23 protein-coding genes are annotated in these 23,933 nt (G+C 55.5%); 7 read left to right on the forward strand and 16 right to left on the reverse strand.

Features of this window, described 5'->3' with window-relative positions; genetic code table 11:
* Positions 1-3 precede the first annotated feature (3 nt).
* The gene (locus BN3277_RS03685; protein ID WP_059040951.1) at positions 4-318 is read right to left on the reverse strand and encodes a hypothetical protein; all 315 of its coding nucleotides are present in this window, start codon (positions 316-318) and stop codon (positions 4-6) included.
* A gap of 170 nt (positions 319-488) precedes the next feature.
* Between BN3277_RS03685 and asnB the strand changes: the two genes are divergently transcribed.
* Positions 489-2,333, forward strand: coding sequence for an asparagine synthase (glutamine-hydrolyzing) (gene asnB / locus BN3277_RS03690; RefSeq protein ID WP_059040952.1), 1,845 nt, complete (start codon positions 489-491; stop codon positions 2,331-2,333).
* Positions 2,334-2,787: 454 nt separating this feature from the next.
* Here asnB and BN3277_RS03695 read toward each other — a convergent pair whose 3' ends face one another.
* The 3 genes from BN3277_RS03695 to BN3277_RS03705 form a co-directional block, all read right to left on the reverse strand.
* Positions 2,788-3,420: a non-canonical purine NTP pyrophosphatase gene (locus tag BN3277_RS03695; RefSeq protein WP_059040953.1), complete on the reverse strand. Its 633-nt coding sequence runs from the start codon at positions 3,418-3,420 to the stop codon at positions 2,788-2,790.
* Between the two features lie 2 nt (positions 3,421-3,422).
* On the reverse strand, positions 3,423-4,184 hold the full coding sequence (rph, locus tag BN3277_RS03700) for a ribonuclease PH (RefSeq protein ID WP_082691297.1): 762 nt from the start codon (positions 4,182-4,184) through the stop codon (positions 3,423-3,425).
* A 153-nt stretch (positions 4,185-4,337) separates the two neighbouring features.
* The gene (locus tag BN3277_RS03705) at positions 4,338-5,396 is read right to left on the reverse strand and encodes a GerMN domain-containing protein (protein WP_059040955.1); all 1,059 of its coding nucleotides are present in this window, start codon (positions 5,394-5,396) and stop codon (positions 4,338-4,340) included.
* A gap of 152 nt (positions 5,397-5,548) precedes the next feature.
* On the opposite strand from BN3277_RS03705, the gene BN3277_RS03710 reads away from it, so the two are divergent.
* Entirely contained in the window at positions 5,549-6,115 is a 567-nt protein-coding gene (locus BN3277_RS03710; RefSeq protein WP_187380028.1) for a phosphatidylglycerophosphatase A family protein, read from the forward strand.
* A 55-nt stretch (positions 6,116-6,170) separates the two neighbouring features.
* Here the strand turns inward: BN3277_RS03710 and BN3277_RS03715 are convergent, their stop codons facing one another.
* The 3 genes from BN3277_RS03715 to BN3277_RS03725 all read right to left on the reverse strand — a co-directional run bounded on the left by BN3277_RS03715 (position 6,171) and on the right by BN3277_RS03725 (position 9,240).
* On the reverse strand, positions 6,171-7,172 hold the full coding sequence (locus tag BN3277_RS03715; RefSeq protein WP_059040956.1) for an MBL fold metallo-hydrolase: 1,002 nt from the start codon (positions 7,170-7,172) through the stop codon (positions 6,171-6,173).
* Positions 7,169-7,903, reverse strand: a complete 735-nt coding sequence (locus tag BN3277_RS03720) for a class I SAM-dependent methyltransferase (RefSeq protein ID WP_059040957.1) — start codon at positions 7,901-7,903, stop codon at positions 7,169-7,171. The genes BN3277_RS03715 and BN3277_RS03720 overlap by 4 nt, the downstream gene beginning before the upstream one ends.
* Positions 7,904-8,085: 182 nt before the next feature.
* Complete coding sequence (locus BN3277_RS03725; RefSeq protein WP_059040958.1) at positions 8,086-9,240, reverse strand: peptidylprolyl isomerase; 1,155 nt, start codon at positions 9,238-9,240, stop codon at positions 8,086-8,088.
* A gap of 241 nt (positions 9,241-9,481) precedes the next feature.
* Here BN3277_RS03725 and BN3277_RS03730 point away from each other — a divergent pair, with 241 nt between their 5' ends.
* On the forward strand, positions 9,482-10,837 hold the full coding sequence (locus tag BN3277_RS03730) for a dipeptidase (RefSeq protein WP_059040959.1): 1,356 nt from the start codon (positions 9,482-9,484) through the stop codon (positions 10,835-10,837).
* A gap of 179 nt (positions 10,838-11,016) precedes the next feature.
* Here BN3277_RS03730 and BN3277_RS03735 read toward each other — a convergent pair whose 3' ends face one another.
* From BN3277_RS03735 to BN3277_RS03745, 3 genes are all read right to left on the reverse strand, one after another.
* Complete coding sequence (locus BN3277_RS03735) at positions 11,017-11,241, reverse strand: helix-turn-helix domain-containing protein (RefSeq protein WP_009225122.1); 225 nt, start codon at positions 11,239-11,241, stop codon at positions 11,017-11,019.
* A gap of 118 nt (positions 11,242-11,359) precedes the next feature.
* The gene (glpK, locus tag BN3277_RS03740) at positions 11,360-12,850 is read right to left on the reverse strand and encodes a glycerol kinase GlpK (protein ID WP_059040960.1); all 1,491 of its coding nucleotides are present in this window, start codon (positions 12,848-12,850) and stop codon (positions 11,360-11,362) included.
* A gap of 164 nt (positions 12,851-13,014) precedes the next feature.
* Positions 13,015-13,470: a MarR family winged helix-turn-helix transcriptional regulator gene (locus tag BN3277_RS03745; RefSeq protein WP_082691298.1), complete on the reverse strand. Its 456-nt coding sequence runs from the start codon at positions 13,468-13,470 to the stop codon at positions 13,015-13,017.
* Positions 13,471-13,692: 222 nt separating this feature from the next.
* On the opposite strand from BN3277_RS03745, the gene BN3277_RS03750 reads away from it, so the two are divergent.
* Genes BN3277_RS03750 through nagA form a run of 3 tightly spaced genes read left to right on the forward strand, consistent with a single transcriptional unit; the run spans position 13,693 to position 16,471 of the window.
* Positions 13,693-14,562, forward strand: a complete 870-nt coding sequence (locus BN3277_RS03750; protein WP_059040961.1) for a MurR/RpiR family transcriptional regulator — start codon at positions 13,693-13,695, stop codon at positions 14,560-14,562.
* A complete protein-coding gene (gene nagB / locus BN3277_RS03755) occupies positions 14,556-15,284 on the forward strand; it encodes a glucosamine-6-phosphate deaminase (protein ID WP_059040962.1) in 729 nt (242 codons plus the stop codon). The genes BN3277_RS03750 and nagB overlap by 7 nt, the downstream gene beginning before the upstream one ends.
* Positions 15,284-16,471, forward strand: coding sequence for an N-acetylglucosamine-6-phosphate deacetylase (nagA, locus tag BN3277_RS03760; RefSeq protein ID WP_059040963.1), 1,188 nt, complete (start codon positions 15,284-15,286; stop codon positions 16,469-16,471). Before nagB ends, nagA begins: the two co-directional genes overlap by 1 nt.
* 94 nt (positions 16,472-16,565) lie before the next feature.
* Here nagA and BN3277_RS03765 read toward each other — a convergent pair whose 3' ends face one another.
* Positions 16,566-17,645 (reverse strand): YhcN/YlaJ family sporulation lipoprotein, encoded by a 1,080-nt coding sequence (locus tag BN3277_RS03765; RefSeq protein ID WP_059040964.1) that lies wholly within the window; start codon positions 17,643-17,645, stop codon positions 16,566-16,568.
* Positions 17,646-17,864: 219 nt separating this feature from the next.
* Between BN3277_RS03765 and BN3277_RS03770 the strand changes: the two genes are divergently transcribed.
* On the forward strand, positions 17,865-18,935 hold the full coding sequence (locus BN3277_RS03770) for a glycosyltransferase family 4 protein (protein WP_059040965.1): 1,071 nt from the start codon (positions 17,865-17,867) through the stop codon (positions 18,933-18,935).
* A 71-nt stretch (positions 18,936-19,006) separates the two neighbouring features.
* Here the strand turns inward: BN3277_RS03770 and BN3277_RS03775 are convergent, their stop codons facing one another.
* The 5 genes from BN3277_RS03775 to BN3277_RS03795 form a co-directional block, all read right to left on the reverse strand.
* On the reverse strand, positions 19,007-20,077 hold the full coding sequence (locus BN3277_RS03775) for a glycosyltransferase family 2 protein (RefSeq protein ID WP_232436318.1): 1,071 nt from the start codon (positions 20,075-20,077) through the stop codon (positions 19,007-19,009).
* A 17-nt stretch (positions 20,078-20,094) separates the two neighbouring features.
* On the reverse strand, positions 20,095-21,081 hold the full coding sequence (locus BN3277_RS03780; RefSeq protein ID WP_059040967.1) for a polysaccharide biosynthesis protein: 987 nt from the start codon (positions 21,079-21,081) through the stop codon (positions 20,095-20,097).
* 27 nt (positions 21,082-21,108) lie between these two features.
* Positions 21,109-22,416, reverse strand: a complete 1,308-nt coding sequence (locus BN3277_RS03785; protein ID WP_059040968.1) for a nucleotide sugar dehydrogenase — start codon at positions 22,414-22,416, stop codon at positions 21,109-21,111.
* Between the two features lie 82 nt (positions 22,417-22,498).
* A complete protein-coding gene (locus tag BN3277_RS03790) occupies positions 22,499-23,428 on the reverse strand; it encodes a glycosyltransferase (RefSeq protein ID WP_059040969.1) in 930 nt (309 codons plus the stop codon).
* 89 nt (positions 23,429-23,517) lie between these two features.
* On the reverse strand, positions 23,518-23,925 hold the full coding sequence (locus BN3277_RS03795; RefSeq protein ID WP_059040970.1) for a hypothetical protein: 408 nt from the start codon (positions 23,923-23,925) through the stop codon (positions 23,518-23,520).
* Between the last annotated feature and the right edge of the window lie 8 nt (positions 23,926-23,933).

A 23,933-nucleotide genomic window follows, 5' to 3' on the forward strand; every position in this document is an offset into this window, starting at 1 on the left:
CGGCTACAGCTGCGCCGCCAAACCGGAGCGCTCCATTTGCGTCCGGGTCTCCGCCGTGCCCAGTCGGTAAATTTCACGGTACAGCGTATTCAGATGGCTCTCGTAGCTGCGGTTCACCTCGCCTTCCGGTGTATCCGGCCACGGGTACGTAAAAGCCAGAAAGCCGCTCTCCTCCTTCTCACTCAAGTGCTCAAGCATATGGCTCAGAGTATCTGCCTCCTGCCGGGTTGCTTCAACCTCCCATTCGTACGCCGCAGCGCCGGGATCTTCAAGGAGCGACCGCCCTTGAACCGAGACGTAATAAGTCCGTTTTTCCACGACTATCCCTCCTTCTTATGGCTTGCCTTACCTCGTGCAATACCGCCTCCAAGCCATAGTTTTCCATAATGGACAGACATTTTATGCCCTCGTTCGGCATAATTTGTTAATACTTTTCACCCGGTCGGCAAGCGGGGACTGTAAAGCAATGCGGAGAGGAGATAGCAAAAATGTGCGGAATAACCGGCTTTATTGAATGGAACCGGGACTTGACTAAAGAATCGGATCTGGTGTTATCCATGACGTCCTGTCTGGAAAAACGAGGACCCGATGCCCAGGGAACTTGGATTTCCGGCCCGTGTGCTTTCGGACATCGGCGCCTAAGCGTCATGGACCCCGAGAATGGGGCTCAGCCGATGATTATCCATGAAGAAGATGCGGTGTTTACGATTGTATATAATGGGGAGATTTACAACGCATTCGAGCTGAAAGCCGAGCTGCAGCGGAGGGGACGTACGTTCCGTACCAACTGCGATACGGAGGTGCTGCTGCAATCGTATATCGAGTGGGGACCCGATTGTGTGTACCGGCTTAACGGGATTTTTGCGTTTGCGATTTGGGATAGCGTTCGGGAGCATGTCTTTTTTGCAAGAGACCGGTTGGGAGTAAAACCGTTGTTCTACAGTGAGATTGAGGGCACTTTGATTTTTGGCTCCGAACCAAAGGCGATTCTGCGCCATCCGAAGGTTGAACCGGTCGTCGGACCCGAAGGACTTGCCGAAATTTTCGTCATCGGTCCGGCGCGTACTCCCGGTCATGGCGTATACAAGGATCTAAAAGAGCTGCGCCCGGGTCACGTGATGATCTTCAACCGCAGCGGGTTGCGCAAATACGCCTACTGGAAGCTGGAAGCCGAGCCCCATACGGACAATGTGGAAGAGACCGCTGCCACGATTCGCAAGCTGCTGCAGGATACGATGGATCGCCAGCTCATTTCCGACGTGCCGGTGTGCACCTTGCTGTCCGGCGGGCTGGACTCCAGCGCGCTAACGGCGCTGGCCGTCGATTACTACAAGCGGACCGGGCAAGGCCAAGTGCATACGTATTCGATCGATTACGTCGACAACGACAAGCACTTCCAAGCCCACAGCTATCAGCCCGGCGCGGACGGCCCATGGATCCAGCGGATGGTCGAGGAGCTGCAAACCGCCCATCACGCAATCAAGTTTGACACGCCCGAGCTGGTTTCGGCGCTGCCCGATTCAACGATCGCCCGCGACCTGCCGGGGATGGCGGATGTGGACGCTTCGTTGCTGTTATTTTGCCGGGAGATCAAAAAAGGGGCCACCGTCGCCATCTCCGGCGAAGCCGCGGACGAAGTGTTTGGCGGTTACCCGTGGTTCCATCGCGAGGAGCTGCTAAATTCAGGAACGTTCCCTTGGTCGGTGGCGACCGGGCTGCGCGCCGATTTGCTGTCCCCGGAAATCCGCGAATGGATCAAGCCGGAACAATACATCGCCGATCGTTACAGCGAAGCGGTAGGAGAGACGCCAAAACTGGAAGGGGAGACGGGCGAGCGCGCACGGATGCGGGTGATGTCGTACCTGAACATCACGCGGTTTATGCCAACGTTGCTGGACCGCAAGGACCGCATGAGTATGGCGGCCGGACTGGAAGTCCGCGTTCCCTATTGCGACCACCGCCTGGTGCAATACGTCTGGAACATTCCGTGGGAGATCAAAACGACTGGCAACCGGGAAAAAGGGATTTTGCGCAAAGCGCTGGAAGGCATCCTTCCCGAAGACGTGCTCTACCGCAAAAAAAGCCCTTATCCCAAAACACATAACCCGAACTACCTGACCGCCGTGCGGGATCAGATGTTGAAGATTCTCGACGATCCAACCTCGCCGATCCTGCCGTTGATCGATGCGGACAAAATCCGCGCCATCGCCGCGTCCAAGGAATCGTCCTCCAATCTGCCGTGGTTCGGCCAGTTGATGAGTGGTCCGCAGCTGTTCGCTTATTTGTCGCAGGTGAACTTTTGGTTGAGTACCTACAACGTGAAAATACGCTAATCTCAAGCGTAAAAAAGCAAGCCGGGATCCCGATGGATCCGTGGCTTGCTTTTTCCGCTGTTTCTATGCGGAATTAACTGGAAAATCTGCTGTTAATTTTATCGCTCTTGCCGCTTCAAGCACATTAACGGTATTTCCTGACGTTAATTTCGGGGATTAAGGTTTTACCGTAATTCGCCACAAACGGAGATGTGCCGCAACGCCAGGCCCCATGGCACATAGGCTGCTCGGTCGCATGGGGCCCACGGGCTTCACGGCCTGTCTCTTATAAACCTCTAGATTTGTATAAGCGACAGCCTCACGTCCATGAGACCTCCCACGGTAAGACGCGGAACTTTCATCCCGGATACCCGCCGCATTTACAACCGCGGGTCCGTTGAGTTTAGTTGCTGTCGTCTTTGTTCGCAGACTCATCCCACTTTGGGCACAGGCGACCGTGCCCTGCTGGCCGTCCTCATTCAACAAATACACGATTGAAGAATCTTCCTCCGGCATATGGTGGGTCTGTTAAACGCCTGTCCCATACCCGCTGCATGATGTGTATGAGAGCCGGGGTCTTGTCGTACGCCGGCAGGTAAAACAGCGGGTCGTACCCAAACCCGCCGCCGCCCGCCGGCTCGGAGGTGATCCAGCCCTCGACTTCGCCGGAGGCTTCGATAAACTGCCCATTCGCCGGGTTGTACAGGGCCAAATGGCAGACAAACCGGGCCGTGCTCAGCAACGGCTGTTCCGTGTCTTCGCCCAGCCGCCGCTTCTCCAGCTCGGCGAGCAGCTTCTCGTTGTTATCCTCGTCGCTGGCGGCTTCCCCGGCATAACGCGCTGAATAGACGCCCGGGGCACCATCCAGCTGGTCGACGCAAAGGCCCGAATCGTCGGCCAGCACGGGGCGGCCCAACGCATCGCCGACGGTTTTGGCCTTCTTGCGGGCGTTCTCCGCAAACGTTGTCCCGTCTTCCACAACCTCCGGCGCGTCCGGGTAATCGGCCAAGCTCTGAACCTCTTTGCCCAGCGGTGCCAAGGCATGCGCAAATTCCCGCACCTTCCCGGCATTGCGGGTCGCCACGATAATCACGGGTCCTTCGATCATGCTTACACCGCCGATCCGGACTGCCTGCTTCCGATCAGCAGCGCAATCGGCCCCAGCGCCTCGCGCTGCTGATCGATCATCTCCCGGATCCCCTTCTCCGCGATCGCCAGCAAGCCGTCCAATTCTGCACGGGAGAACGGACTTTCCTCACCGGTTCCTTGCACCTCAACGAATTGGCCCTGCCCGGTCATCACTACATTCATATCGACCTTCGCTTTGGAATCCTCCTCATAGTTGAGGTCCAGCAGCGTATCCTCGCCAACGATCCCTACGCTGACCGAAGCCAGAAAATCGGTGATCGGAAATTTTGGCAAGGCGTGCTTTTGAGCGATCTTGTGCATAGCCAGCGCCATTGCCACAAATGCTCCGGTAATCGACGTTGTCCGCGTCCCGCCATCCGCCTGCAGCACATCGCAGTCGATCGTAATCGATCGTTCCCCGAGCGCCTGGAGATCAACAACCGAACGCAACGCGCGACCGATCAGACGCTGAATTTCCATCGTCCGGCCGCTTAGCTTCCCGCGGGCGGATTCCCGCTGATTGCGCGTTTGGGTTGCGCGAGGGAGCATTGCATATTCGGCCGTCACCCAGCCTTTGCCTTGACCTTTCATAAACATCGGGACCTTCTCCTCGATGGTTGCGGTACACATCACCTTCGTATCGCCTACCTCGATATAAACGGAACCCTCCGCATATTTATTGATATTGACGGTTAAATTCATCGGCCGGCGCTCGTCCGCCTGACGTCCGTTGCTTCTCATCATTACTGCCTCCTACGTTTTCTTGCTGTCTTTTTAGCTTTCCCTATTCTACCAAAGTGTGGTCATAAAAGCATCTTTCCATTCGGCGAAAAAAAGAACCCTGCACCTCGCAGGGTTCCGTTATTTTGCAGGTTGGCGCACCGCCAAAAGCGCGGTTTACAGCGGAATTTCGTTGATGGTCTCCGGCCGCATCACCGGCTCGCTGTAGGTCTGGTTGTCCAAGCCAACGACTTCCTTTTGTCCGTTCAGCCAAATGCGCACCTTGCTGTCATCCTTGTTCTCCGTGACCGTCAGCACCAGCGACTGCAGCATTTGCGCCGGCAGCTTCTCGCCGGCTTCGAACATGTCGTCCGTCAGCGCGACCGTGACGACGCCGTCTTTGGAAACCTCAATGCTGTCCAGCTTCGTGTTGTCCGTCACGACTCGTTCCAGCCCGTCGCCTTGCTGCGGTCCCTTGAGCAGCTCGCCGAGCGCTGATTGCACGCGATCGCCGTCAGCCTGCACGAACCGGGTCACCGGCACGAAATACTGGACTCCATCCGGCGTTGCCGCCGAGAAGTACACGATGACCGGACTTAATTGAGACAATCCGGATTCCGCTTTTAATTCGAGATTGATACCAAAGCTGCGGCTGAGCGGACGATCCAGCGGTGTGCCGTTCACCGGCATCTCGTTGAGCTTTTCCCCCTCAACCCAAAGCTGAACCTTCTCCACATCCGGCGTCCCAGTTAGCGTCCAGGTTAACGCCTCGAGGATTTTTCGTTCATCCGCGGCTTCATAACCCGCAAACGCTTTGTTGAACTCAACGACGGCCAACTTCTCGTCCTTTTTGACGGTAACCGCCTTAACCTCGCTGCCCGCCGGAAGTACACCGCTAAACCCGGTCGGGAGCAGGCCGGCATACTTGCCGTCCTTCACCAGCATCTCCAGCATGCGGTTTAGCTTCAACGAAGCCTCGCCTTCCGGCAAGTGCAAGGCGACCGGAGCCAGCTTGCCATGCTCGTTCACCAAATAAACGGTTGAAAGATCTTTCTCCTGGCTATAGCTTGTCTGTTCTACGGCCTCAAGCCCGTCCAGCATCCGGGTTTCCATATCCGTGGGCGGAGGATCGATTTGCGCGGAGCTCCCCCCAAACATACCGCATCCCGACAGCAGCAGCGGAAGCGAGATGGCCCCGGCAGCAGCCGTATTTCGAATTCGGCGGTTCCATTTCATTTTTGTTCGTGCCTCCCTGAGTTTTTCATTTGGCTAAGGTTTGTATTACTATATATACGAGCCCTGTCCCGAAAAATAACTATATTTTTCCGGGAACTGGACAAACTGCTTCATATCTTGTCGATCCGATTAAATCACAAGGAGTAGATTGTATGGGGATGGAACAACCAAAAGCCAAAACACCTTACAGCCTGAACAGTAAGAAGGTCGCCGACGCCACCAAGGAGTGGCTGCATAAACGCGGCGTCACCACGGAGCAAATCGCCGAACTCGTTTTGTTTTTGCAGCAAAAATACTACCCGAACCTGACGATGGAAGAGTGTATACATAACGTGGAGCAGGTGCTGACCAAACGCGAGGTGCAAAATGCGGTGCTGACCGGCATTCAGCTTGATATTATGGCAGAGCAGGGGATGTTAATTCCTGAGCTGCAGGACATGATTGCCAATGACGAAGGATTGTACGGGGTAGACGAAATTTTGGCCTTCTCGATCGTCAACGTGTACGGCAGTATCGGATTTACCAACTACGGTTATGTCGACAAGCTGAAGCCGGGGATCTTGGAGCAGCTAAATGATAAATCTCTGGGTCCGTGCAACACGTTCCTGGACGATATCGTTGGCGCCATCGCCGCCTCGGCCAGCAGCCGGATTGCTCACCGCAAACAAGCGGAGCGGGAAAAAGAAAGCGGCGAGGAAACACTGGACGCCGAGCGGTGAACATGACCACGAGTAAAAAAGAAGGGCGGCATCGGATGCCGCCCTTCTTCTATATTCATTTAACCGGTGCAAACCGTATGATATCGTCTGCAGCTTCTGCGTTCGCCTGCTCTGCGGCTCGCTCTTGCCGGACCAGCTCCACTAGATGCGCCAACGTCTCCGCCATCGCAAAGCGCATTTGATGGATGCCCAGCTCCGTGCCAAACAAGGCAACGCAAACGTCAAATGCCGTCTGCGGCCGCTCCCTTAACATCCCCTCAATGCGCTGAAGCCGCTCCTCATGATGCTGAAGCAACAGCCGAATCCGCTCCCCGAAATAATCAAACGGATTGCGGTGTCCCGGATACGCGGTCTCCACCTCGTACGCACTAAGCTTCACGAGCGAATCCAGGAACGATTGGAGCGGCTGTGGGTCACTGCCCGGCAGGTAGCTGACGTTGGGGGAGATTTGCGGAAGCACCGCATCCCCGCAAAACATCAGCTTCTGCTCTGCATTGTAAAATGACAGGTGTCCCGGGGCATGTCCCGCCGTTTCGATCGGCAACCAGGCTCGTCCCCCCATCCAGACGGGTTCCCCCTCGCGGAGGAACGTCACCTCGGGAGCCGGGCGAACCTGAGCCACGAAGCCGTCCAGATGTTCCGGCAGCTGGCTGTACCAAGATTCCGGCATCCCGTGCTGGCGGAACAATTCGGGCAGCTTTTCATTCATTTGGCTGCCTTCCCCCCACATGAGCTGTGTCTCCTCATAAGCTCGCGGGGACATCGACACGTCCGCACCCGTGACCTCCTGCAGATATCCCGCCAAACCGTAATGATCGGGATGGTGGTGGGTCAGGACGATTTGGCGGATATCGCGGGGCACGATGCCGAGCTCCTGCCAAGCGGCCCGCCACTCCGCTTCCGTCTCGTCCGTCCGTGGCCCAGGGTCGATGATCGTAATCCCCTCGTCGCCCCGAAGCACGTAACTGTTCACCCGGCGGAGCGGAGGGGCCATGGAAATGGGAACACGGGCAACGAGCTCCCGCTCCCATAGCGGAATTCCCGGCAACAGCGTCATGGGCGCACCCCCACCAGGATCATACGCCGGGACTTATCCGGATCGTAGGTTTCTTCGTCATAATTTCCATGAACGTTCTGCAATTCCAATCCGGCCTCCTTCAGCATGTGCCGAAAATCCTCCAACCCGTACAGCTTAATCCGCTCCATGTAATGCCGCGGCTGCCCGCCGGGGGTGGAAATGGCGATATCCTTAACGACATAGCCATCTTCAATCCGCCGCCGCTCCACAATCCGCTGCCCCTCATCTTCCCGTTCCGAATTCGGGACGAGATGGGCCGCCGTATAAGCGGGATTCAGAAAATCGAGGAGAAAACGGCCGCCCGGCTTCAGCACGCGCGATGCTTCTCGCAGCACCTTAATCTGCTCCTCGTCCTCCCGAAAATATCCGAACGAAGTAAACAGGTTCACCACCGCATCAAACTCTCCGTTCTGCAGCGGCAATCGGCGCATATCCGCCTGATGCCAGGTGATTTGATCCTCGGCATCGAGGCGTTTCGCTTCGCGAAGCAACACCTCTGACAGATCCACACCGGTCACCTTGTAGCCAACTTCGGCCAACGCCAGCGAATGGCGTCCCATGCCGCAGCATAAATCCAGCACCTTGGCTCCGGCAACCAACTGCAGCCAGCCGATCATCCGGTGCACTTCCTGTTTGGCCCCCTGTGCGTCGCGGTGCTTATAGACCAGCAAATAGTCTTCCCCGAAACTTCGCTCATACCATTCCGCCATCTTCGCCTTCCTCCAAACCATCCATTCCGATCGGACATGTGACGAATCCATCGATTTTACCCTCATTGTACCGCCAGTCTTCCGGAAATACAAAGCCTCATTCAATCGTACCCGCAAGGAAAATACAAAACCGCCGGAGCTTCCTGCTCCGGCGGTACTCTGCGGCTGCCTCTACGCCCCTCTTATTCGGCAGCGGCCGCATCCGTTAACGTATTGGTGATCTTCGCTTTGCTTCGTACATCCTCCAGCCACGTGCCCGACATGCTGGAGACCTGTTGGGAGATGAGCCCTTTGCGGATCTCTTCCTTCTTCTCCTCCAGCGTAGCCTCATGGGCTTCCTTCTTGTCGGTCACTTTGATGACCTGGTAACCTTCGCTGGTTTTTACAGGCTCGCTGACCTCGCCTTTTGCCAGCTTGAAGGCCGCTTCTTCCACTGCCTCTTCCTTCTCGCCGCGGGCGAAGAAGTCGGTGTCGCCGCCTTGCTCCTTCGTAGCTGGGTCCAGCGACTTGCTCTTAGCCAGCTCAGCGAAATCCGCGCCTTCGTCCAGCTGCTTTACAACATCCTTCGCTTCCTGCTCGGTAGCCACCAAGATGACGGAAGTCCGAACCTGCTCCGGCGTATTAAAAGAATCCTTATAGGACTCAAACGTTTCCTTGATTTGATCGTCGGTGACCTTAATTTGCGGCTCCAGCAGCTTGGTGAGCTTGAGCTCCATCACCACCTGCTTCCGCAAATCATCCATCGTCATGCCGTACTGCACCAATGCCTGGTTCAAGGCTTCTTCCGAACCAAACTGGGTTTGATAGCTTTCGATTTCGGCATCGATATCGGCATCGGTGACCGTAATATTTTTCTTAGCGGCCTCTTGGTTCACGAGCTCTTGGTTGATAAGGTTCGTCAACGCCTGCTCCCCGCCGTTCGCGGCCAATTCATCAAACAGCCGGTCCTTCGTAATTTCCACGCCGTTGACCGTAGCCACGGCTTCCGCTTTATTTGAAGCAAACGGAGGTTTGATCAACACAACGATCAGCAGGATGGCCAACACCAGCGATACAATCGGCCAAACTTTGCTGCCGGATTTCGAAGCTTGGACTGCTTCGGCTTCGGACTCCCCATTCTGGGAAACCATCACCGGCACCGGCGACGAATCCGCATCGGCTTTGATCTCTTCGGCGAGATAATCCGCGTCGTCCGCCGGATCATATTCCGCTTCCTTTGGCTCGTCCGCGCCAACATCCGCCGGCTCGGCTTGTCCATCCGGCGTCTGCGTTTCCCCCTCAGCGGCTCCGGTTTCGCCTCCGTTGGTCTCTAGCTCTTTTTTGTCCTTTTCGTCCATTTGTCTTTGCGACTCCCTTCTTCATACAGCATTCAAATTATATCCCTTCGTACTTTCTTGACTTTACCAGAAATCGCTTGTCCTTACCTTAAATATTCTTAAAAAAAACGCAGCCCGTTTTAAGATGATTTTAAGGAAACACTACAACCCTCGGTGACATGAGTGACCCCGTCATTCGTGTTCTCGACAAAAAAGGTGTAGAATATACGGGTAAACCTAGTTCGGGAGGAACGAATTGACGATGGATTATCAAGCTTATTTTTCAACAAACCGCGAACAACACTTGAAAGAACTTGGCGAACTGCTTCGGATTCCCAGCATCTCCGCTCTGTCCGAGCACAAAGGCGACGTGCTGCAAGCCGCCGAATGGATCGCTGAGTCCCTCCGCAGCGCCGGCATGGAGGCCGTAGAGGTCCATCCAACTGCCGGACACCCGGTCGTTTATGCCGAGCATTTGCATGCTCCGGGAAAACCAACGGTGCTGGTGTACGGCCACTACGATGTCCAGCCGGTGGACCCGCTGAATCTATGGGAAACGCCGCCTTTTGAGCCATCCATTCGCGATGGCAAGCTGTACGCCCGTGGAGCGACGGACGATAAAGGCCAAGTGTTTATGCATATCAAAGCCATTGAGGCGATCCTGAAGCAGGAGAAAGAGCTTCCGATCAACATTAAATTCTGTATCGAAGGGGAAGAGGAGGTGACCAGTCCAAACCTGCCTTCCTTCCTGGAAGCAAACCAGGAGAAGCTGGCCGCCGACGTGATCCTGATCTCCGATACAGCGCTGATGGCACCGGGCAAACCGGCGATCTGCATCGGTCTTCGCGGCTTGTGCGCGATGGAGGTCTCGGTCTTTACCGCCAACACCGATTTGCACTCCGGAACATTTGGCGGCGGTGTACCCAACGCGCTGCACGCACTCGTGTCACTGCTCGCTTCTCTGCACGATGAACAGGGCCGGGTTACAGTTGAAGGCTTCTACGAAGGCGTTCACGAGCTGTCCGCGCTGGAGCGCGAGGAATTCGTCAAGCAGCAATTCGACGAGGACAAGCTCAAGCGTGATCTTGGCTTAAACGAGCTTTACGGCGAAGCAGGTTACTCCTTCGTGGAGCGGACCGGCGCCCGTCCGACGCTGGAGCTGAACGGGGTTTACGGCGGATTCCAAGGGGAGGGAACCAAAACGGTACTTCCGAAGGAAGCCCACGCCAAAATCACCTGCCGCCTTGTCGGCGACCAGGATCCGCAGGCTACGATCGACCGCATCGAGCGTCACTTGCACAAGTATCTGCAGCCGGGGGCAACCCTGAAGGTTAGAGCGACCGAGAAAGCTCGGGCCTTTACCTGCAACCCGGAAGATCCGATGCTGCAAAAAGCGGCCGATGCCTACGAAGCCGTATATGGCACCCGGGCGCTGTTCACCAAGGACGGCGGCTCGATCCCGATCGTCGAAACCTTGTCCCGCGTCCTGTCGGCTCCGGCCGTGATGATGGGCTTTGGGCTGCCGGACGAGAACCTGCACGCACCAAATGAACACTTCAACCTGGAGAACTTCGATAAAGGACTGCTGACGATCGTCCATTATTTGAAGTCGCTATAAGGCATATCTATATAAAACCGTCCTCCATGGGACGGTTTTTTTGTTGCTTGTCTGGAGGAGATAAGCAAAAGTGAACGAGCGAATATTCACCGCCCCACCTAACACAAAAAAACCTCCTCTCTCCCCCTTACGGGGTGAAAAAGAAGGCTTGCGGCTTTCTACGCACGCGTAGATGACCGTCAGATTTTCAGCTCCCCAAGCTTGATCAGCTCGACAACCGCCTGCGCGCGACCTTTGACATTCAACTTTTGCATGACGTTAGAAATGTGATTTCGGACGGTTTTCTCGCTAATAAATAGTTGCCCGGCAATGTCGCGCGTCGTTTTATCCTGCACGAGAAGCTCGAAGACCTCCCGTTCACGATGAGTTAACAGAAATTTGCTGTTACGATCGCTGCTCTTCAAAATGCGTCACCCCTCCTTGCTCGGGTTTTGTGGTTTAACAAGGTTCAGGGATACAGTCAACACATCTTATGAAAGAACAGGGTTAATGGTGCGGTGTCAGAAAGAAATGGGCGGTCCGTTATTTGAAGGCCATCGCGGCATGAACCGCTTTCAGCCAGCCTTGGTAGAGCGTATCCCGCCGAGTCTGCGGCATGGCCGGTAAATAGCGGCGCTCCAGGCGTTTACACCCTGCGACTTCATCGAGATGGCTCCAGTAGCCGACCGCCAGCCCCGCCAAAAAGGCCGCGCCTAGCGCCGTTGTTTCGCCGATCGCTGGACGTTCTACGGGAACCCCAAGAATGTCGCTTTGGAACTGCATCAGGAATCCGTTCGCGACGGCTCCACCGTCGACCTGCATAGAACGTACGGCATACCCGGAATCCTGCTCCATCGCACCGAGAACGTCTTTGGTCTGGTAAGCGAGCGCCTCCAGCGTCGCCCGGATGAAATGCTCCTTCGTCGTCCCCCGCGTCAGGCCGAATACGGCCCCGCGCACCTCGCTGTCCCAATACGGACTGCCGAGTCCAACAAAGGCCGGAACGACGTAGACGCCGTCCGTCGAGTCGACGCGGGAGGCGTAGACTTCGCTGTCCTTCGCGTCCCGGAACATGCGCAGTCCGTCGCGCAGCCATTGGATCGCCGAACCGGATACGAAAATGCTGCCCTCCAGCGCATACTCCACCTTCCCGTTTAACCCCCAAGCCAAAGAGGTGATCAACCCATGCTCGGATACGACGGGGGTGCTGCCGGTGTTCATCAGCATAAAACAGCCGGTTCCGTACGTGGTTTTGACCATCCCCGGCTGAAAGCAGGCTTGCCCGAACAAAGCCGCTTGCTGGTCTCCGGCTGCCCCCGCGATCGGTACCTCCTCCCCGAAGAAATGGTACGGTATCGTTGTCCCATACACCTCGGAGGAGGATTTTACCTCAGGCAGCATCGCCTTCGGAATGTCCAGCAGCGCCAGCAACTCCTCATCCCAAGCCAGCTCGTGGATGTTGTACATCAGAGTCCGCGAGGCGTTGGAGTAATCCGTTACATGCAGACGACCGCCGGAGAGCTTCCAGATGAGCCACGTATCAACGGTGCCAAACAGCAGTTCCCCGCTCGCCGCCCGCTCCCGCGAGCCTTCGACATGATCGAGGATCCACTTGACCTTGGTTCCGGAGAAATAAGGATCGAGCAACAGGCCGGTCTTGGCCCGAAACAAGGCGTCATGCCCCGCTTCGCGCAGCTCCTCGCAGATCGAAGCCGTTTGCCGGGATTGCCAGACGATCGCCGGATAAATCGGGGTGCCGCTCTCCTTCTCCCATACGATGGTGGTTTCCCGCTGATTCGTAATGCCGATGCCGGCGATCTGTCTTGGCTTGATACCGGATTCCGACAGGCAGGAAGCGATAACCGACAGGATCGAACCCCAGATTTCGTTCGGATTTTGCTCTACCCAGCCGGGTTCGGGAAAATATTGCGGAAACTCCCGCTGCGCCGAGTGAACGATGTCCCCCTGCCGATTAAACAAGATCGCCCGCGAGCTCGTCGTGCCTTGATCCAAGGCCAAGATATACTTTTCCATGGAATTCCCCCGTTCCGGTAGTTGAAATAACGCTTACAATCTTATACCTATCATAACCCGGCAAGCCGCATGCACGCTATCCGCTCCGCTAAAAGAGGCGGTGAAATAAATAAGGAACCCCAGGGATTCCCCGAGGTTCCTTGCTGTGCGGGTTGACCGCATCCTCACGACTTATGATACGACTTATGATTCTTGGACAGCTTCTCCAAAATCGTAATCATCATCTCCAGCTCCTGCTCGCTTAACACGGAGAAATGATTTTTCAGCACTTCCCGCGATTTCTTTCGAGCTTCCGCCAGCACCTCGGCCCCCCGCTCGGTGACCGACAGCAACACGGCCCTCCGGTCCTTCTCGTCATGGCGACGTTCCACGTACCCGCTTTGGACAAGGCGGTCGATCATTACCGTAATCGCGCTAGGTTTAACCTCCAGCTTCTCAGCCAAATAGCTGACGTTGCAGGTGGTCTTCCTGGCGATCAGCGTCAGCATATGAAACTGCGGGCCGGTCAGGCCCAGCTCGTGATGGTGCATGATTTCACTTTTCATTTTGCGAAACGTATGGGACCAGACCAGCTCAAACCGATCTATGTAATTGTCGAGATCAAAGGACAACCAAACCATTCCTCTCTCCGATAAATAACCTACTGTTTAGTTTATTATGCGCATCCCGAAAATTCAAGGAATCTGTCGCCATTTGGCGGGTTAACCTACTTGAAAAAGGCCTGCAAATCCTTTATGATGAAACCGTAAATCAAAAATATTTTCACATTTAACAGTTGTTTAATAAAAATAATTTTCATTAGCTTTCAAAAAGGCTGTACTTCCCAAGGGAGGATCCTACCTATGACACCCATACTGCATGCTGTCTCCAGCCATCTGGAGACCCTGCCGCCGCAGGAGCGCAAGCTGGGCGAATACATTTTGGAGGCGCCAACTTCCGTCGTCCATCAAGGAATTACGGAGCTGGCGAACGCGTGCGGCATCAGCCCTTCGACGGTAACGAGGTTCTGCAAGACCTTTCACTTTAAAGGTTTCCCCGATTTCAAGATGAAGCTGGCTTCCGAGCTCGCGCATAAGCCTGCGGAGAACCACTACCAGGACATTATCGCCGGCAACGACCTGCAAAAAATCGTCGAAGCGATGGAAGCCAACCATGTGGCCTCCATTACCGATACCACCCGGCTGCTGGACATGAATCAACTGTCCCGCGCCGTCGAGGCGTTATGCCGCGCCAAGCGCATCGATCTGTACGGCGTGGCTACCTCCTCAATCGTGGCCCAGGACTTCTACCAGAAGCTGGTCCGCATCGGCAAGAATTGCACCGCCTTCGCCGATTCGCATATGCAGATCACTTCGGCTTCCTCGTTAGGCGAAGGCGACATGGCGCTGGCCATCTCCTATTCGGGTGAAACGCCGGAGACGATCGACGCCTTGCGATGTGCCAAGGACAGCGGCGCGACCACGCTGTCGCTCACACAGTTCAGCAGCAACTCCCTCGCTTCGCTCGCGGAGATTTCTTTATTCTCGTCCTCGCTCGAGGAAGGCATGCGCCGGGGGGATATGGCCTCGCGGATCGCGCAGCTGCACGTCATCGATATCTTATTTACGGGCATGGTCAGCCTGGAATTCCAGGACTTCATTCCGAAGCTGGAAAGCTCGTATCAGAACGTACAAATTTACCGAAAAATTCAAGGAGGTCAACACGAATGCTGAATATTATCAAAACTAGCAGTGAGCAGCAGTTCAACGAAACCGGGGCAGGCATTATCGCCAGTCTCCTCCAATCCAATCCGCGGGCGATCTTGGGCCTGGCTACGGGCAGCACGCCGGTTGGAGTATACGGGAAGCTGATCGAGCTCTATAAAGAAGGCAGCGTCAGCTTTAAACAAGCGAGCAGCTATAACCTGGACGAATATATTGGACTGCCGGCAGACCATCCGGAGAGCTATCGCCGCTTTATGGATGAGAAGCTGTTTAACCATATCGATATTTTGCCCGAAAATACGCATGTGCCATCCGGAAACGCCGAGGATCCGGAGCAAGCCGCCAAGGATTACGCGAAGCTCTTGGACGATGCAGGTCAAATCGATCTGCAGTTACTGGGCCTTGGCCATAACGGTCACATCGGCTTTAACGAGCCCGCCGAAGAACTGACGGGGCCGCCGCATGTCGTGAAGCTGGAAGAACGAACCCGGCTGGCCAATGCACGCTTCTTTAACTCCATTGACGAAGTGCCGACACATGCGCTGACCATGGGGATCGGCTCGATCCTGCAGGCCAAGCAAATCCTGCTGATGGCCAGAGGGGAAGACAAAGCGGAGATTATCGCCAAAGCATTAAAAGGCCCCATTACGACCCAATGTCCAGCTTCGCTGCTACAAACCCATTCCAACGTGGTTGTTGTCGTGGATCAAGACGCAGGGAGATTTCTGTAATGAACGGAAACGGACGAACTTTCCGCGTCGTTCATGCCGAAGTCGTTACGCCGCGCGGAACGTTCCGCGATGGTGCGGTTGCGGTTCAAGACGGCGTTATCACTTACGTTGGCACGACCGCCGGATTGCCTGCTCAAGCTGCGGACGTCGAGACGATTGATGCAGGAGGCAGTTACGTTCTACCTGGATTTATTGACGTACACGTGCACGGAGGCATGCTGGAGGATTTCTCGCAGCCAAGCAAGCAAGGTCTGGATGCCATTACGAAGCTGCATTGCAGCCAAGGCACCACTTCGATGCTGGCTACGACGATGACGCTTCCTAAAGCGATGATCGAAAACGTGCTGGCGGAAGTCCATCGATATATGGACGGCGAAATGCCTTACGCCCAATTGGTTGGCGTCCATTTGGAGGGGCCGTTCATCAGCCCGAAATGGCCGGGCGCGCAAAATCCCGACCACATCGTCCCGCCGAATCGCGAATGGGTCGAAGCTTGGGAACGTCAGTATCCGGGATTGATCAAGCAGGTGACGTTCGCGCCTGAACGGGAAGGAGCGCATGAGCTCATTCGCTATCTGCGGGAGCGGGGAATCGTTGCCGCCGCGGGCCATACCGACGCCACTTACGAAGAGATCATGGCCGCCTACGAGGTTGGATTAAACCACTCCGTGCACATGTTTAACGCCATGACGCCGCTGCATCATCGCAAACCGGGCACCGCCGGGGCCATTCTGAGCACGCCGGGCATCAGCGCGGAAATCATCGCCGACGGCATCCATGTGCATCATGCGGCGATCCGGCTGCTTGCCAGCGTGAAGACCGGCAGCAACCTGATCCTGATTACCGACGCCATGTCGGCTGCAGGACTTGGCAACGGGGACTACATGCTTGGGGACCTGCCTGTCGTCGTGAAGGATAACGTCTGCACCCTGCGCGACAGCGAAGGCACGCTGGCCGGCAGCACGCTGACAATGATCCGCGGGTTCCGCCATCTCGTACGCGAGGTCGGTTTATCAGTGGAACGCGCGTCGGAAGCTGCCAGCGGCAATCCGGCTAAGCTGATCCGCATCGATCATCTGACTGGCTCTGTGGAAACCGGCAAGCAGGCGGACCTGCTGATGATCGACCGCGAATTGGAGCTGCAACAAGTGTGGGTCAAAGGACGTTTATTTCACGAAAGCGAATAATTGGAACAAGGCCTTCACAAAATAAAGCGCGAGTCGCGGGGACAATATGCTCCCGCTTCTCGCGCTTCTTGTTTATCGCTATGAACCGCTGCTGTTAGCGGGTCGTCCCTCCAGTGAAGCCGGCATTCGAACCACGAGCACCGGTACCGTTTGTATCCATGGTCCCCGTTCCGTTGCCCATACCCGCATTCGGACGGGTAGGCGCATAACCGTTAGGACCGGTCATCGTTCCCGCACGTCCTGGGAACACGCGATTAATCATCGTTTCGAAATCACTGATGAAATTGTTCAGCGTTCCGCCGCCCCGGGATTGCGTCCCGTAATCACCGATGCGGGAGACAAAGTCCGAATCGCCGGATACATAGACGTTGCGGATATGCGGCGCCGTTTGCTTCACGGCAGCCTCGATCCGGTTTTTGAGATCTTGGGATACGTTGTCAGTGCCCGCTCCCAAGGCCCCGTTCCCGGCCGTGACTCCCGACGGGGTGTTCATCGTCCCGTTATTCGTACCGGCTCCATTCATCGTTCCTGCACCGCGATTCACGCTGGACATCCCCATATTGCCTCCGGGATACATCGACCCAAAGCGGTTGCCGGTTGTACCGGTACCCAGCATAGAGCCGGTGCCGGTGCCGGTGCGGTTCGCATCGCGATCCGCCCCAAACAACCCGCCGCCTCCAAGATCAAAAAGCCCGCCCGTACGGCCCGTGCCGCGAGCCAATCCGTTGTCACCGTTACCGCGAGTCCCGTAGTCCGCGCCGTAAGGCCCGCCAACATTAGTTGTCCCCAGGCCGATGCCGTTCGGACGCTGCATCCCGTATGCGGTGGTGCGGCCTGTCGTATTGTTGCCGTGGAGCGTAACCCCCACATAAGCATCACGGTCGGTAACAACGACATGCGCCGTTTGAACGTCGCGAAGCTGTGCGACTTTATTGCTCAGTGCAGGGCTGTAGCGCAGGGAACGGATCCGTTGATCCTGTCCGTTACCAGCGCTGCGGGAGAACAGGCGATTGCCTTCGTTTAGAGAATTAACGTCATAATTGCGGTTATTGCCCCGCAAGCTTTGCGTACGCACATTATTGTTGTCGCTTGCGTCACCACAACCCGCCACCAAAGCAACCCCGGCAAGCAACGCAGCGGACAACGATAAGTTAACGACTTTCGCTCCTCGCATGTACTCATCCTCCATCCGTAATAAGTGATGATGAAACAGGACTTATCATGCGCCATTTCCCGTTGTCGTCATACAGGTAAACATAACCGAACGACCCACCTAACGCCTGTCGGATAAACGCTGAACCCGAAGAACCGAGGGGAATCCACCCACACGTCCGATTCTTCCCACGCGTAAACTAATGCAAAGACGCTCATTAACTCCAAGGGGTGCTAGCCCATGAAAGTGCTGTTTACGTTTTACGTTCCGAGCGGAGGCGTGGAGACCTTAAATCGCTTACGTTGCGCTGCCTTGAAGAGCCGGGATATCGAGGGCCATATTCTGTATTTACGTCACGGGTCCGGGCTCGTGAATACGCAGTCGGCAAACATTCCCGTGATGGTGGAGCCGGGGGATGCCGAATTGGTTCATCGTCTGCCGCAGTATGATGCGGTTGTCGCGACCTCGGATTACTGGATGCCGGGACGGTTGCGCCGACTTGGTTTTACGAAACCGATTGTTTTTGAGATCCAAGGATTGGGAACGCGGGATCAAGCCGAGCAAACACTTCGGGAAGGAAAGGAAGAAATTCTTCGTTATTGCCAAGCTTCGCTAATGCCGCCCACCCCCCATCTCATCGAGCTGGCTTCCTCCTATTACCCGACACTCCCCAAATTCGTATACCCGAATCCCCTGGATACGCAGCACTTCCATTACAAGGTTCAGCCAAAATACCCGGTGCCGATTCTCGCATGGGTCGGACGATTAGAGCCCAACAAAAATTGGGAGTTATTTCTGGAAATTGCCGCCGCCTTACACCATCAGCGTCCGCAGATGGAAATCTGGATGTTCCTCGATTATCAACTGCCGTCCGAAGACACCAAAAACGCCTTTTGGCAGTACGTCAATCGCTTAGGACTTCAATCCAGCCTCAAGCTGTACCCGAATACGCCTAACTGGGAGATGCCCTACTATCTGTCGCGTGTAGGTGATTCCGGGGGGCTGATGATCTCCACCTCCACCTTGGAGGGCTTTGGCTATGCGGTGGCCGAGGCGTTGGCTTGCCGTTGTCCCGTCCTTACCACCGATTCCGATGGGGTTCGTCTGTTTATTAAACATAATGAAACGGGAAAATTTTTCGCTTATCCGCAAGTGGGCCAAGCGGTTGCCGGCGCGATAGAGCTGATGGACCATCATGCGCAGCGGGAGAAGATTCGCAGTTCAGGACAACGTCATATTCATCAGTGGTTGTCGCCGCAGCAATACGCGGATTCATTTCGCCAAATGCTGAACCAATTAGGAGTGAAGTGAAGAAAACATCAAAGAACCTCCAGCGAGCTGGAGGTTCTTTGTTCGGCAATTTTCAAGGAAAAGTACATATACTATTGGGGAGGCGCCGTCTCCAAGGCTAACTTTAGTTTCTTCTCATTCTCAAGAAGACCCGGATCGTTTGGCATAAAGCGAAGCGCTTCGCGGTTATGCTCATAGGCCTTGCGCAAATGGCCAAGCCGGGCATAACAGAGACATAACCGGCTATGCGGGAGCCAGGTCCGGGAGGCTGCATGAACGATGGCCGTCCAGCTGCCGCCACCGGCGTTCTGCAGCGCCTGAACATACCAATAAACGGCCATGGCCCACTCCTGACGGTCTTCCATCCATTTCCCGATGGCACAGCAAATCTCCGGCTGCGGAAGATCGTATCGGAAGGATTGCAGCAGGGCGTCCAGCTTCTCTCGTTCGCGGCCTAAATGCCCGAAGCAATCAGCTAAACGGGCGGAAGCCAGCACGAGGTCATCCCGGTTCGCCTGGGGATCGCGGAGGAAGTCCGCAAACTGCGGCACCGCCTCCTCATACCGCCCGGCATCCGCCAGTTCGCAAGCGAAATGGAATCGCAAGCGTCCTTCCAGTTCGCCGCCGGAAGCCAAATGCTGCTCGATAATCCGCAGATTCCGTCCCGAGTGGCTCTCAGCTCCGCGATGGGTCACGGCGATATCCGTCAGGAGCTGTTTTCCGTCCGCGACTTCAAGATATTCGTGTACGATACCGATCCAACGATAATTTCGGCTCCGTTTAACCAACCGGTTCCGCCGCGTGAAGGCCAAGGGTTCGCCCGTCTGCTCCTGCTCGCGAAGCACATAATTCATCAAGACCGCGTCGATATCGGAAGTTAATTCTCGCTTTAATCGAAGCAGCTTGGCGCGGTTGGATTCCGTGAAAACGTCGTCGGCATCCATCCAGAGGATATAATCGCAGGTGGCCTTGGAAAAGGAGAAATTCCGTGCCGCCGCAAAGTCCTCCCGCCAGGCAAAATCAAACACCTTAGCCCCAAATTCCGCTGCCGTCTCCTTGGTCCGGTCGGCCGATCCCGTATCGACGATCACGATCTCGTCAACCACCTCGGCGACGGAACCTAAGCATATCGGTAACCGGGTTTCTTCGTCTTTGACGATCATGCATAAGCTGATGGTGATCAGTTCAGAAACCCTCCCTCCCGCAACAGCTCCGCAACCTCTGCTTTATCGAGCAGCGACGCGTTGGAATGGTATTCGCCGAATAGATCGCGAGCGAGGCTGGCATAATGGGCAGCCAGCTCCTTAGATCCGGGAGGAAGGATGACGTAATATTGCTCGCTGTATTTTAACGTATAAGGCGCTTCGTACCGGGAAACCAGTACCTCGTGCAGCTTCTCTCCGGGCCGAATACCGATTTCCTGCACAGGCACTTGATGACCGAGGTAATGCTCTGCAAGCACCTCCGCGACATCTATGATCCGGCAGGCTTTCATTTTCATCACGAACGTTTCCCCGCCAATCGCGGTTGTAGCGGCTTTAAGAAGCAAATCGATCGCCTGAGACAAGGTTAGGAAGAACCGCGTCATCTCCCGAACCGTCAGGGTCAGGGGCTTCCCGTCCCGCAGCTGGTTGATGAATAAGGGTACGACGCTGCCGTTCGTCCCGAGGACGTTCCCTCCGCGAATACAAGTAAACCGGGTATGCTCGCTTAAATCATTGGCGCGAATCATCAGCTTCTCGCCGATCGCTTTGGTCATCCCATACGTATTCGTCGGATCCACAGCTTTGTCGGTGGACACATCGATCACCTTGATGACCTTTTGCGCAATGCTCGCCCGAATGATGTTTTCCGTTCCGAGCACGTTCGTCTTGAGCGCTTCTTCCGGCTGAAATTCGCAAACCGGCACATGTTTTAGCGCAGCCAGATGAAACACGTAGTCGGCTCCCTTACAAGCCGCCTCCACCGCAGTGTAGTCACGGACATCGCCGATCAAGTACCGCAAGGAGGCATGCCCGTTAAACTCCCGCTGCATCAAAACCTGAGCGTACTCGTTTCTCGAGAAGATGCGGATTTCTCGCGGGCCCTCTTGCAACAACCTCCGCGTTAACATTTTCCCCCAGGATCCGGTCCCCCCGGTAATTAAAACGGTCTTGTCTTTGAACATCTGTCTACCTTCCTTTCGTAACTAGATTCATCGCGAAATTCCGTTTTGTGCGGATCCTGATTTTCCGCCCCCCAGCGTAACGATCCGCGCTTTGCCTTGAATACCGGCGGCGGCGTTTCGCGTGTCGAACACAAAAGGTGCATGCTCTACGACAAACTCCAGCGGCAATCCGCGGTGATGAACGGCCAACACCACGCCATCCGAGGAAGCCAAGCTTCCCTCCTTCAACTCCACTGATTGCAGCTTCACACCGCCGACCTCCACTTCCGGAATCAGCGGGTCGTGGTAATCAACCTTCGCACCTGCCGCCAAGAGCAGCCGCATCAACTCAAGTACGCTCGATTCGCGGATATCGGCAACATCCTCTTTAAACGTAATTCCAATCACCAAAATCCGCTTGCCGGCTAGAGAAGAGCCGTTGATCTCCTCCTGCAGCCGGGAAACGATGTAAGCCGGCATTTCGCGGTTAATCCGCGTGCTGATCTCAATAAACGAGCTGGCCGCCCCCAACTGCTGGGCTTTCCATTGCAGGTAGATCGGATCGACCGGGATGCAATGTCCGCCAACGCCGGGACCGGGGTAAAACGCTTTGAAGCCAAACGGCTTAGAGGAAGCCGCCTCCACCACTTCCCAAACATTGATTCCCATTTGATCACAGAGCAAAGCAAATTCATTAATGAAAGAGATATTAACGAACCGGAAGGTGTTTTCCAGCAGTTTGGCCATTTCCGCCGTTTCGGTCGAGGTAACTCGCACCACGGTTCGGAAAGCCGCACCATAAAGCTCCTCCATCCGATCCGCGCAGACCGCGGTGATCCCGCTGACGATCTTAGGAATATCCCGAAGCGGGTAACGGCGGCTTCCGGGATTAACTCGTTCCGGGGAAAACCCTACAAAAAAATCCGTTCCCGGCTGCAGCCCGCCTTTTTGCAGGAGCGGCAAAATCACCTCCCGGGTGGTTCCGGGGTAAGTAGAGCTTTCCAATGCGACCAGCTGCCCGGGCTGAAGATGCTCCCCGATGTTATCCGCGGCATCGATGAGGTAGGTCATGTCTGGCACATGTTGTTCCGTCAACGGGGTCGGCACGCAAATAATGACCGCTTCTGCGCTTTGAATTCCGGCGAAGTCCGTCGTTACCGTCAGTTGCTGCGCTTCGGCATATCGTTTGATCTTCTCTTCGGGAACGTCAGCGATGTAGCTATGTCCCGATTGCAGCAGCCGTAATTTCTCTTCGTCCTTGTCGATGCCGATGACGCGAAAGCCCTGGTCTAGGTACGTTTCGGCCAATGGCAGACCGACATATCCCATACCGACGATGGCGATAATCCGTGACAAAATCCATCTCCCCTTTCGCTTGAAGTTTGACCCGTCAGGACGAGCCTCTCGCTCTCGCTTTCGCTTTCGCTTTCGTGGAAAATTAACCAACGATGGAATTGATCATTTGGAGGAGCTGCAGGGTTCGGACGGAGGTCGTATGTTTCTCCCGGACGAACTCATAGCCTTGACGGCTGATTTTCGCCCGCAGCGTTTCGTTGTTCGGGTGCAGATAGAAATGAATTTTGGCTAGAAAATCCCGCTCCGTAACGGCCGCATAATGCACGCCGGACTTAAACCCAAGTGCGCGTAAATCGGTGTTCTCGGGAGCGAGCAGCAGCGTGTTGCAGGCGAGCACCTCAAAATACTTGCGCAGTGGGTAATGGAATATGGAATCGCAAGTCAGGAAGATCTTGGCTCGGTTTACTTCCAGCGCAAAACCTCGAGCCACGAGCGCCTGGGCATCGGATTGGAAGTTCACGTAACCGGGATGATGGTGGAGTACAAAGCCGGGATGCCCGGTCAAAGCCGATTTCATCTTATGGCGCAGCGGGTAAACCTTCGGGTTGGTTGCTCCCATGAGCAGCACATTGAGGTTCTTTCGGCGCCGATAATCCCTGAACACGGTGGGCTCCACAAAATGGGGGAGCCATAGCAGACGGCCCTTGAACTCGGGATACCGCTCCCGGAACGCTTGCTGATACATCACGAAGATGGTTGCGGACGGAAAACGCCGCAGGAACTCCCGACGCTGCTCGGGTTTGGCATGAAGATCATGCATGATCATGCCCCAAGGTAATTTCAGATGGTGAAGTCCGGAAACCGGAGGGCAGTAAGAGGCATGAAACATGTCGTTAAACAGAACAAAATCGGGCTGAAAGGGAGCTCGCCGGAGAATTGCCCGTACCTCTCCGCCCCTGTGATCCAAGGCCAAATCGGCATATTTTCGCAGTTCCAGCTGCATGTAGTGAAAATTCCGTTCCAAATATTGACTGAAGTCCTTCGTTACGAACAAGATTTTTAGCCGCTTCATTCCTTCAAATCCTTTACTGTCGAGGTTGAATCATTCGTTTAGCAGAAAACCTGCCCGGGTCACCCCGAGGCAGGTCTTCTGGGCATAACCTAGCCCTGTTGGGCAATGCCTGTGAAAGCTTCAGGACCGTTACGGACTGCCGTTGTAGCCCCGGAAATAAAGGACGTATAGACGGTTTCCGGAGCGGCCGGAGCCAGGAGGTCGGCGGCTACGAAAGACGTGACTTCTGTCGATACGGCGTTGCTGACAACGCCGTCAAGCGTGTAGATGACATTGGCTGGAGCGTACGTCGCACCGCGAACGATTTCGATCGTAAACGTATCGCCAACGTCTCCCAGAATCCCGACGACCCCTTGCAGAATGACGATTGGATTCGGAACGTTTTGCGTTTGCAGACCGATAACCCCAAACAATGCGGGAGTATCGGTGAGCGGAGTTCCAGGGAAGCCGGGTTGGTTGGAGTTCACGGAGCTTCTGGCATCAAGAAAGACACCCATCTCTTATC

Source organism: Paenibacillus rubinfantis (assembly GCF_001486505.1).
Classification (GTDB): domain Bacteria; phylum Bacillota; class Bacilli; order Paenibacillales; family Paenibacillaceae; genus Fontibacillus; species Fontibacillus rubinfantis.

Bases quoted from the DNA above. Each gene is read 5' to 3' on its own strand.
- BN3277_RS03695 (WP_059040953.1), bottom strand. From the start codon at position 3,420: ATGATCGAAGGACCCGTGATTATCGTGGCGACCCGCAATGCCGGGAAG.
- asnB (WP_059040952.1), top strand. From the start codon at position 489: ATGTGCGGAATAACCGGCTTTATTGAATGGAACCGGGACTTGACTAAA.
- nagB (WP_059040962.1), top strand. From the start codon at position 14,556: ATGCTGAATATTATCAAAACTAGCAGTGAGCAGCAGTTCAACGAAACC.
- BN3277_RS03775 (WP_232436318.1), bottom strand. From the start codon at position 20,077: ATGATCGTCAAAGACGAAGAAACCCGGTTACCGATATGCTTAGGTTCC.
- BN3277_RS03730 (WP_059040959.1), top strand. From the start codon at position 9,482: ATGGATTATCAAGCTTATTTTTCAACAAACCGCGAACAACACTTGAAA.
- BN3277_RS03720 (WP_059040957.1), bottom strand. From the start codon at position 7,903: ATGGCGGAATGGTATGAGCGAAGTTTCGGGGAAGACTATTTGCTGGTC.
- BN3277_RS03715 (WP_059040956.1), bottom strand. From the start codon at position 7,172: ATGACGCTGTTGCCGGGAATTCCGCTATGGGAGCGGGAGCTCGTTGCC.
- rph (WP_082691297.1), bottom strand. From the start codon at position 4,184: ATGATGAGAAGCAACGGACGTCAGGCGGACGAGCGCCGGCCGATGAAT.
- nagA (WP_059040963.1), top strand. From the start codon at position 15,284: ATGAACGGAAACGGACGAACTTTCCGCGTCGTTCATGCCGAAGTCGTT.
- BN3277_RS03725 (WP_059040958.1), bottom strand. From the start codon at position 9,240: ATGGACGAAAAGGACAAAAAAGAGCTAGAGACCAACGGAGGCGAAACC.
- glpK (WP_059040960.1), bottom strand. From the start codon at position 12,850: ATGGAAAAGTATATCTTGGCCTTGGATCAAGGCACGACGAGCTCGCGG.
- BN3277_RS03705 (WP_059040955.1), bottom strand. From the start codon at position 5,396: ATGAAATGGAACCGCCGAATTCGAAATACGGCTGCTGCCGGGGCCATC.
- BN3277_RS03745 (WP_082691298.1), bottom strand. From the start codon at position 13,470: ATGGTTTGGTTGTCCTTTGATCTCGACAATTACATAGATCGGTTTGAG.
- BN3277_RS03795 (WP_059040970.1), bottom strand. From the start codon at position 23,925: ATGGGTGTCTTTCTTGATGCCAGAAGCTCCGTGAACTCCAACCAACCC.
- BN3277_RS03780 (WP_059040967.1), bottom strand. From the start codon at position 21,081: ATGTTCAAAGACAAGACCGTTTTAATTACCGGGGGGACCGGATCCTGG.
- BN3277_RS03710 (WP_187380028.1), top strand. From the start codon at position 5,549: ATGGGGATGGAACAACCAAAAGCCAAAACACCTTACAGCCTGAACAGT.
- BN3277_RS03765 (WP_059040964.1), bottom strand. From the start codon at position 17,645: ATGCGAGGAGCGAAAGTCGTTAACTTATCGTTGTCCGCTGCGTTGCTT.
- BN3277_RS03770 (WP_059040965.1), top strand. From the start codon at position 17,865: ATGAAAGTGCTGTTTACGTTTTACGTTCCGAGCGGAGGCGTGGAGACC.
- BN3277_RS03750 (WP_059040961.1), top strand. From the start codon at position 13,693: ATGACACCCATACTGCATGCTGTCTCCAGCCATCTGGAGACCCTGCCG.
- BN3277_RS03790 (WP_059040969.1), bottom strand. From the start codon at position 23,428: ATGAAGCGGCTAAAAATCTTGTTCGTAACGAAGGACTTCAGTCAATAT.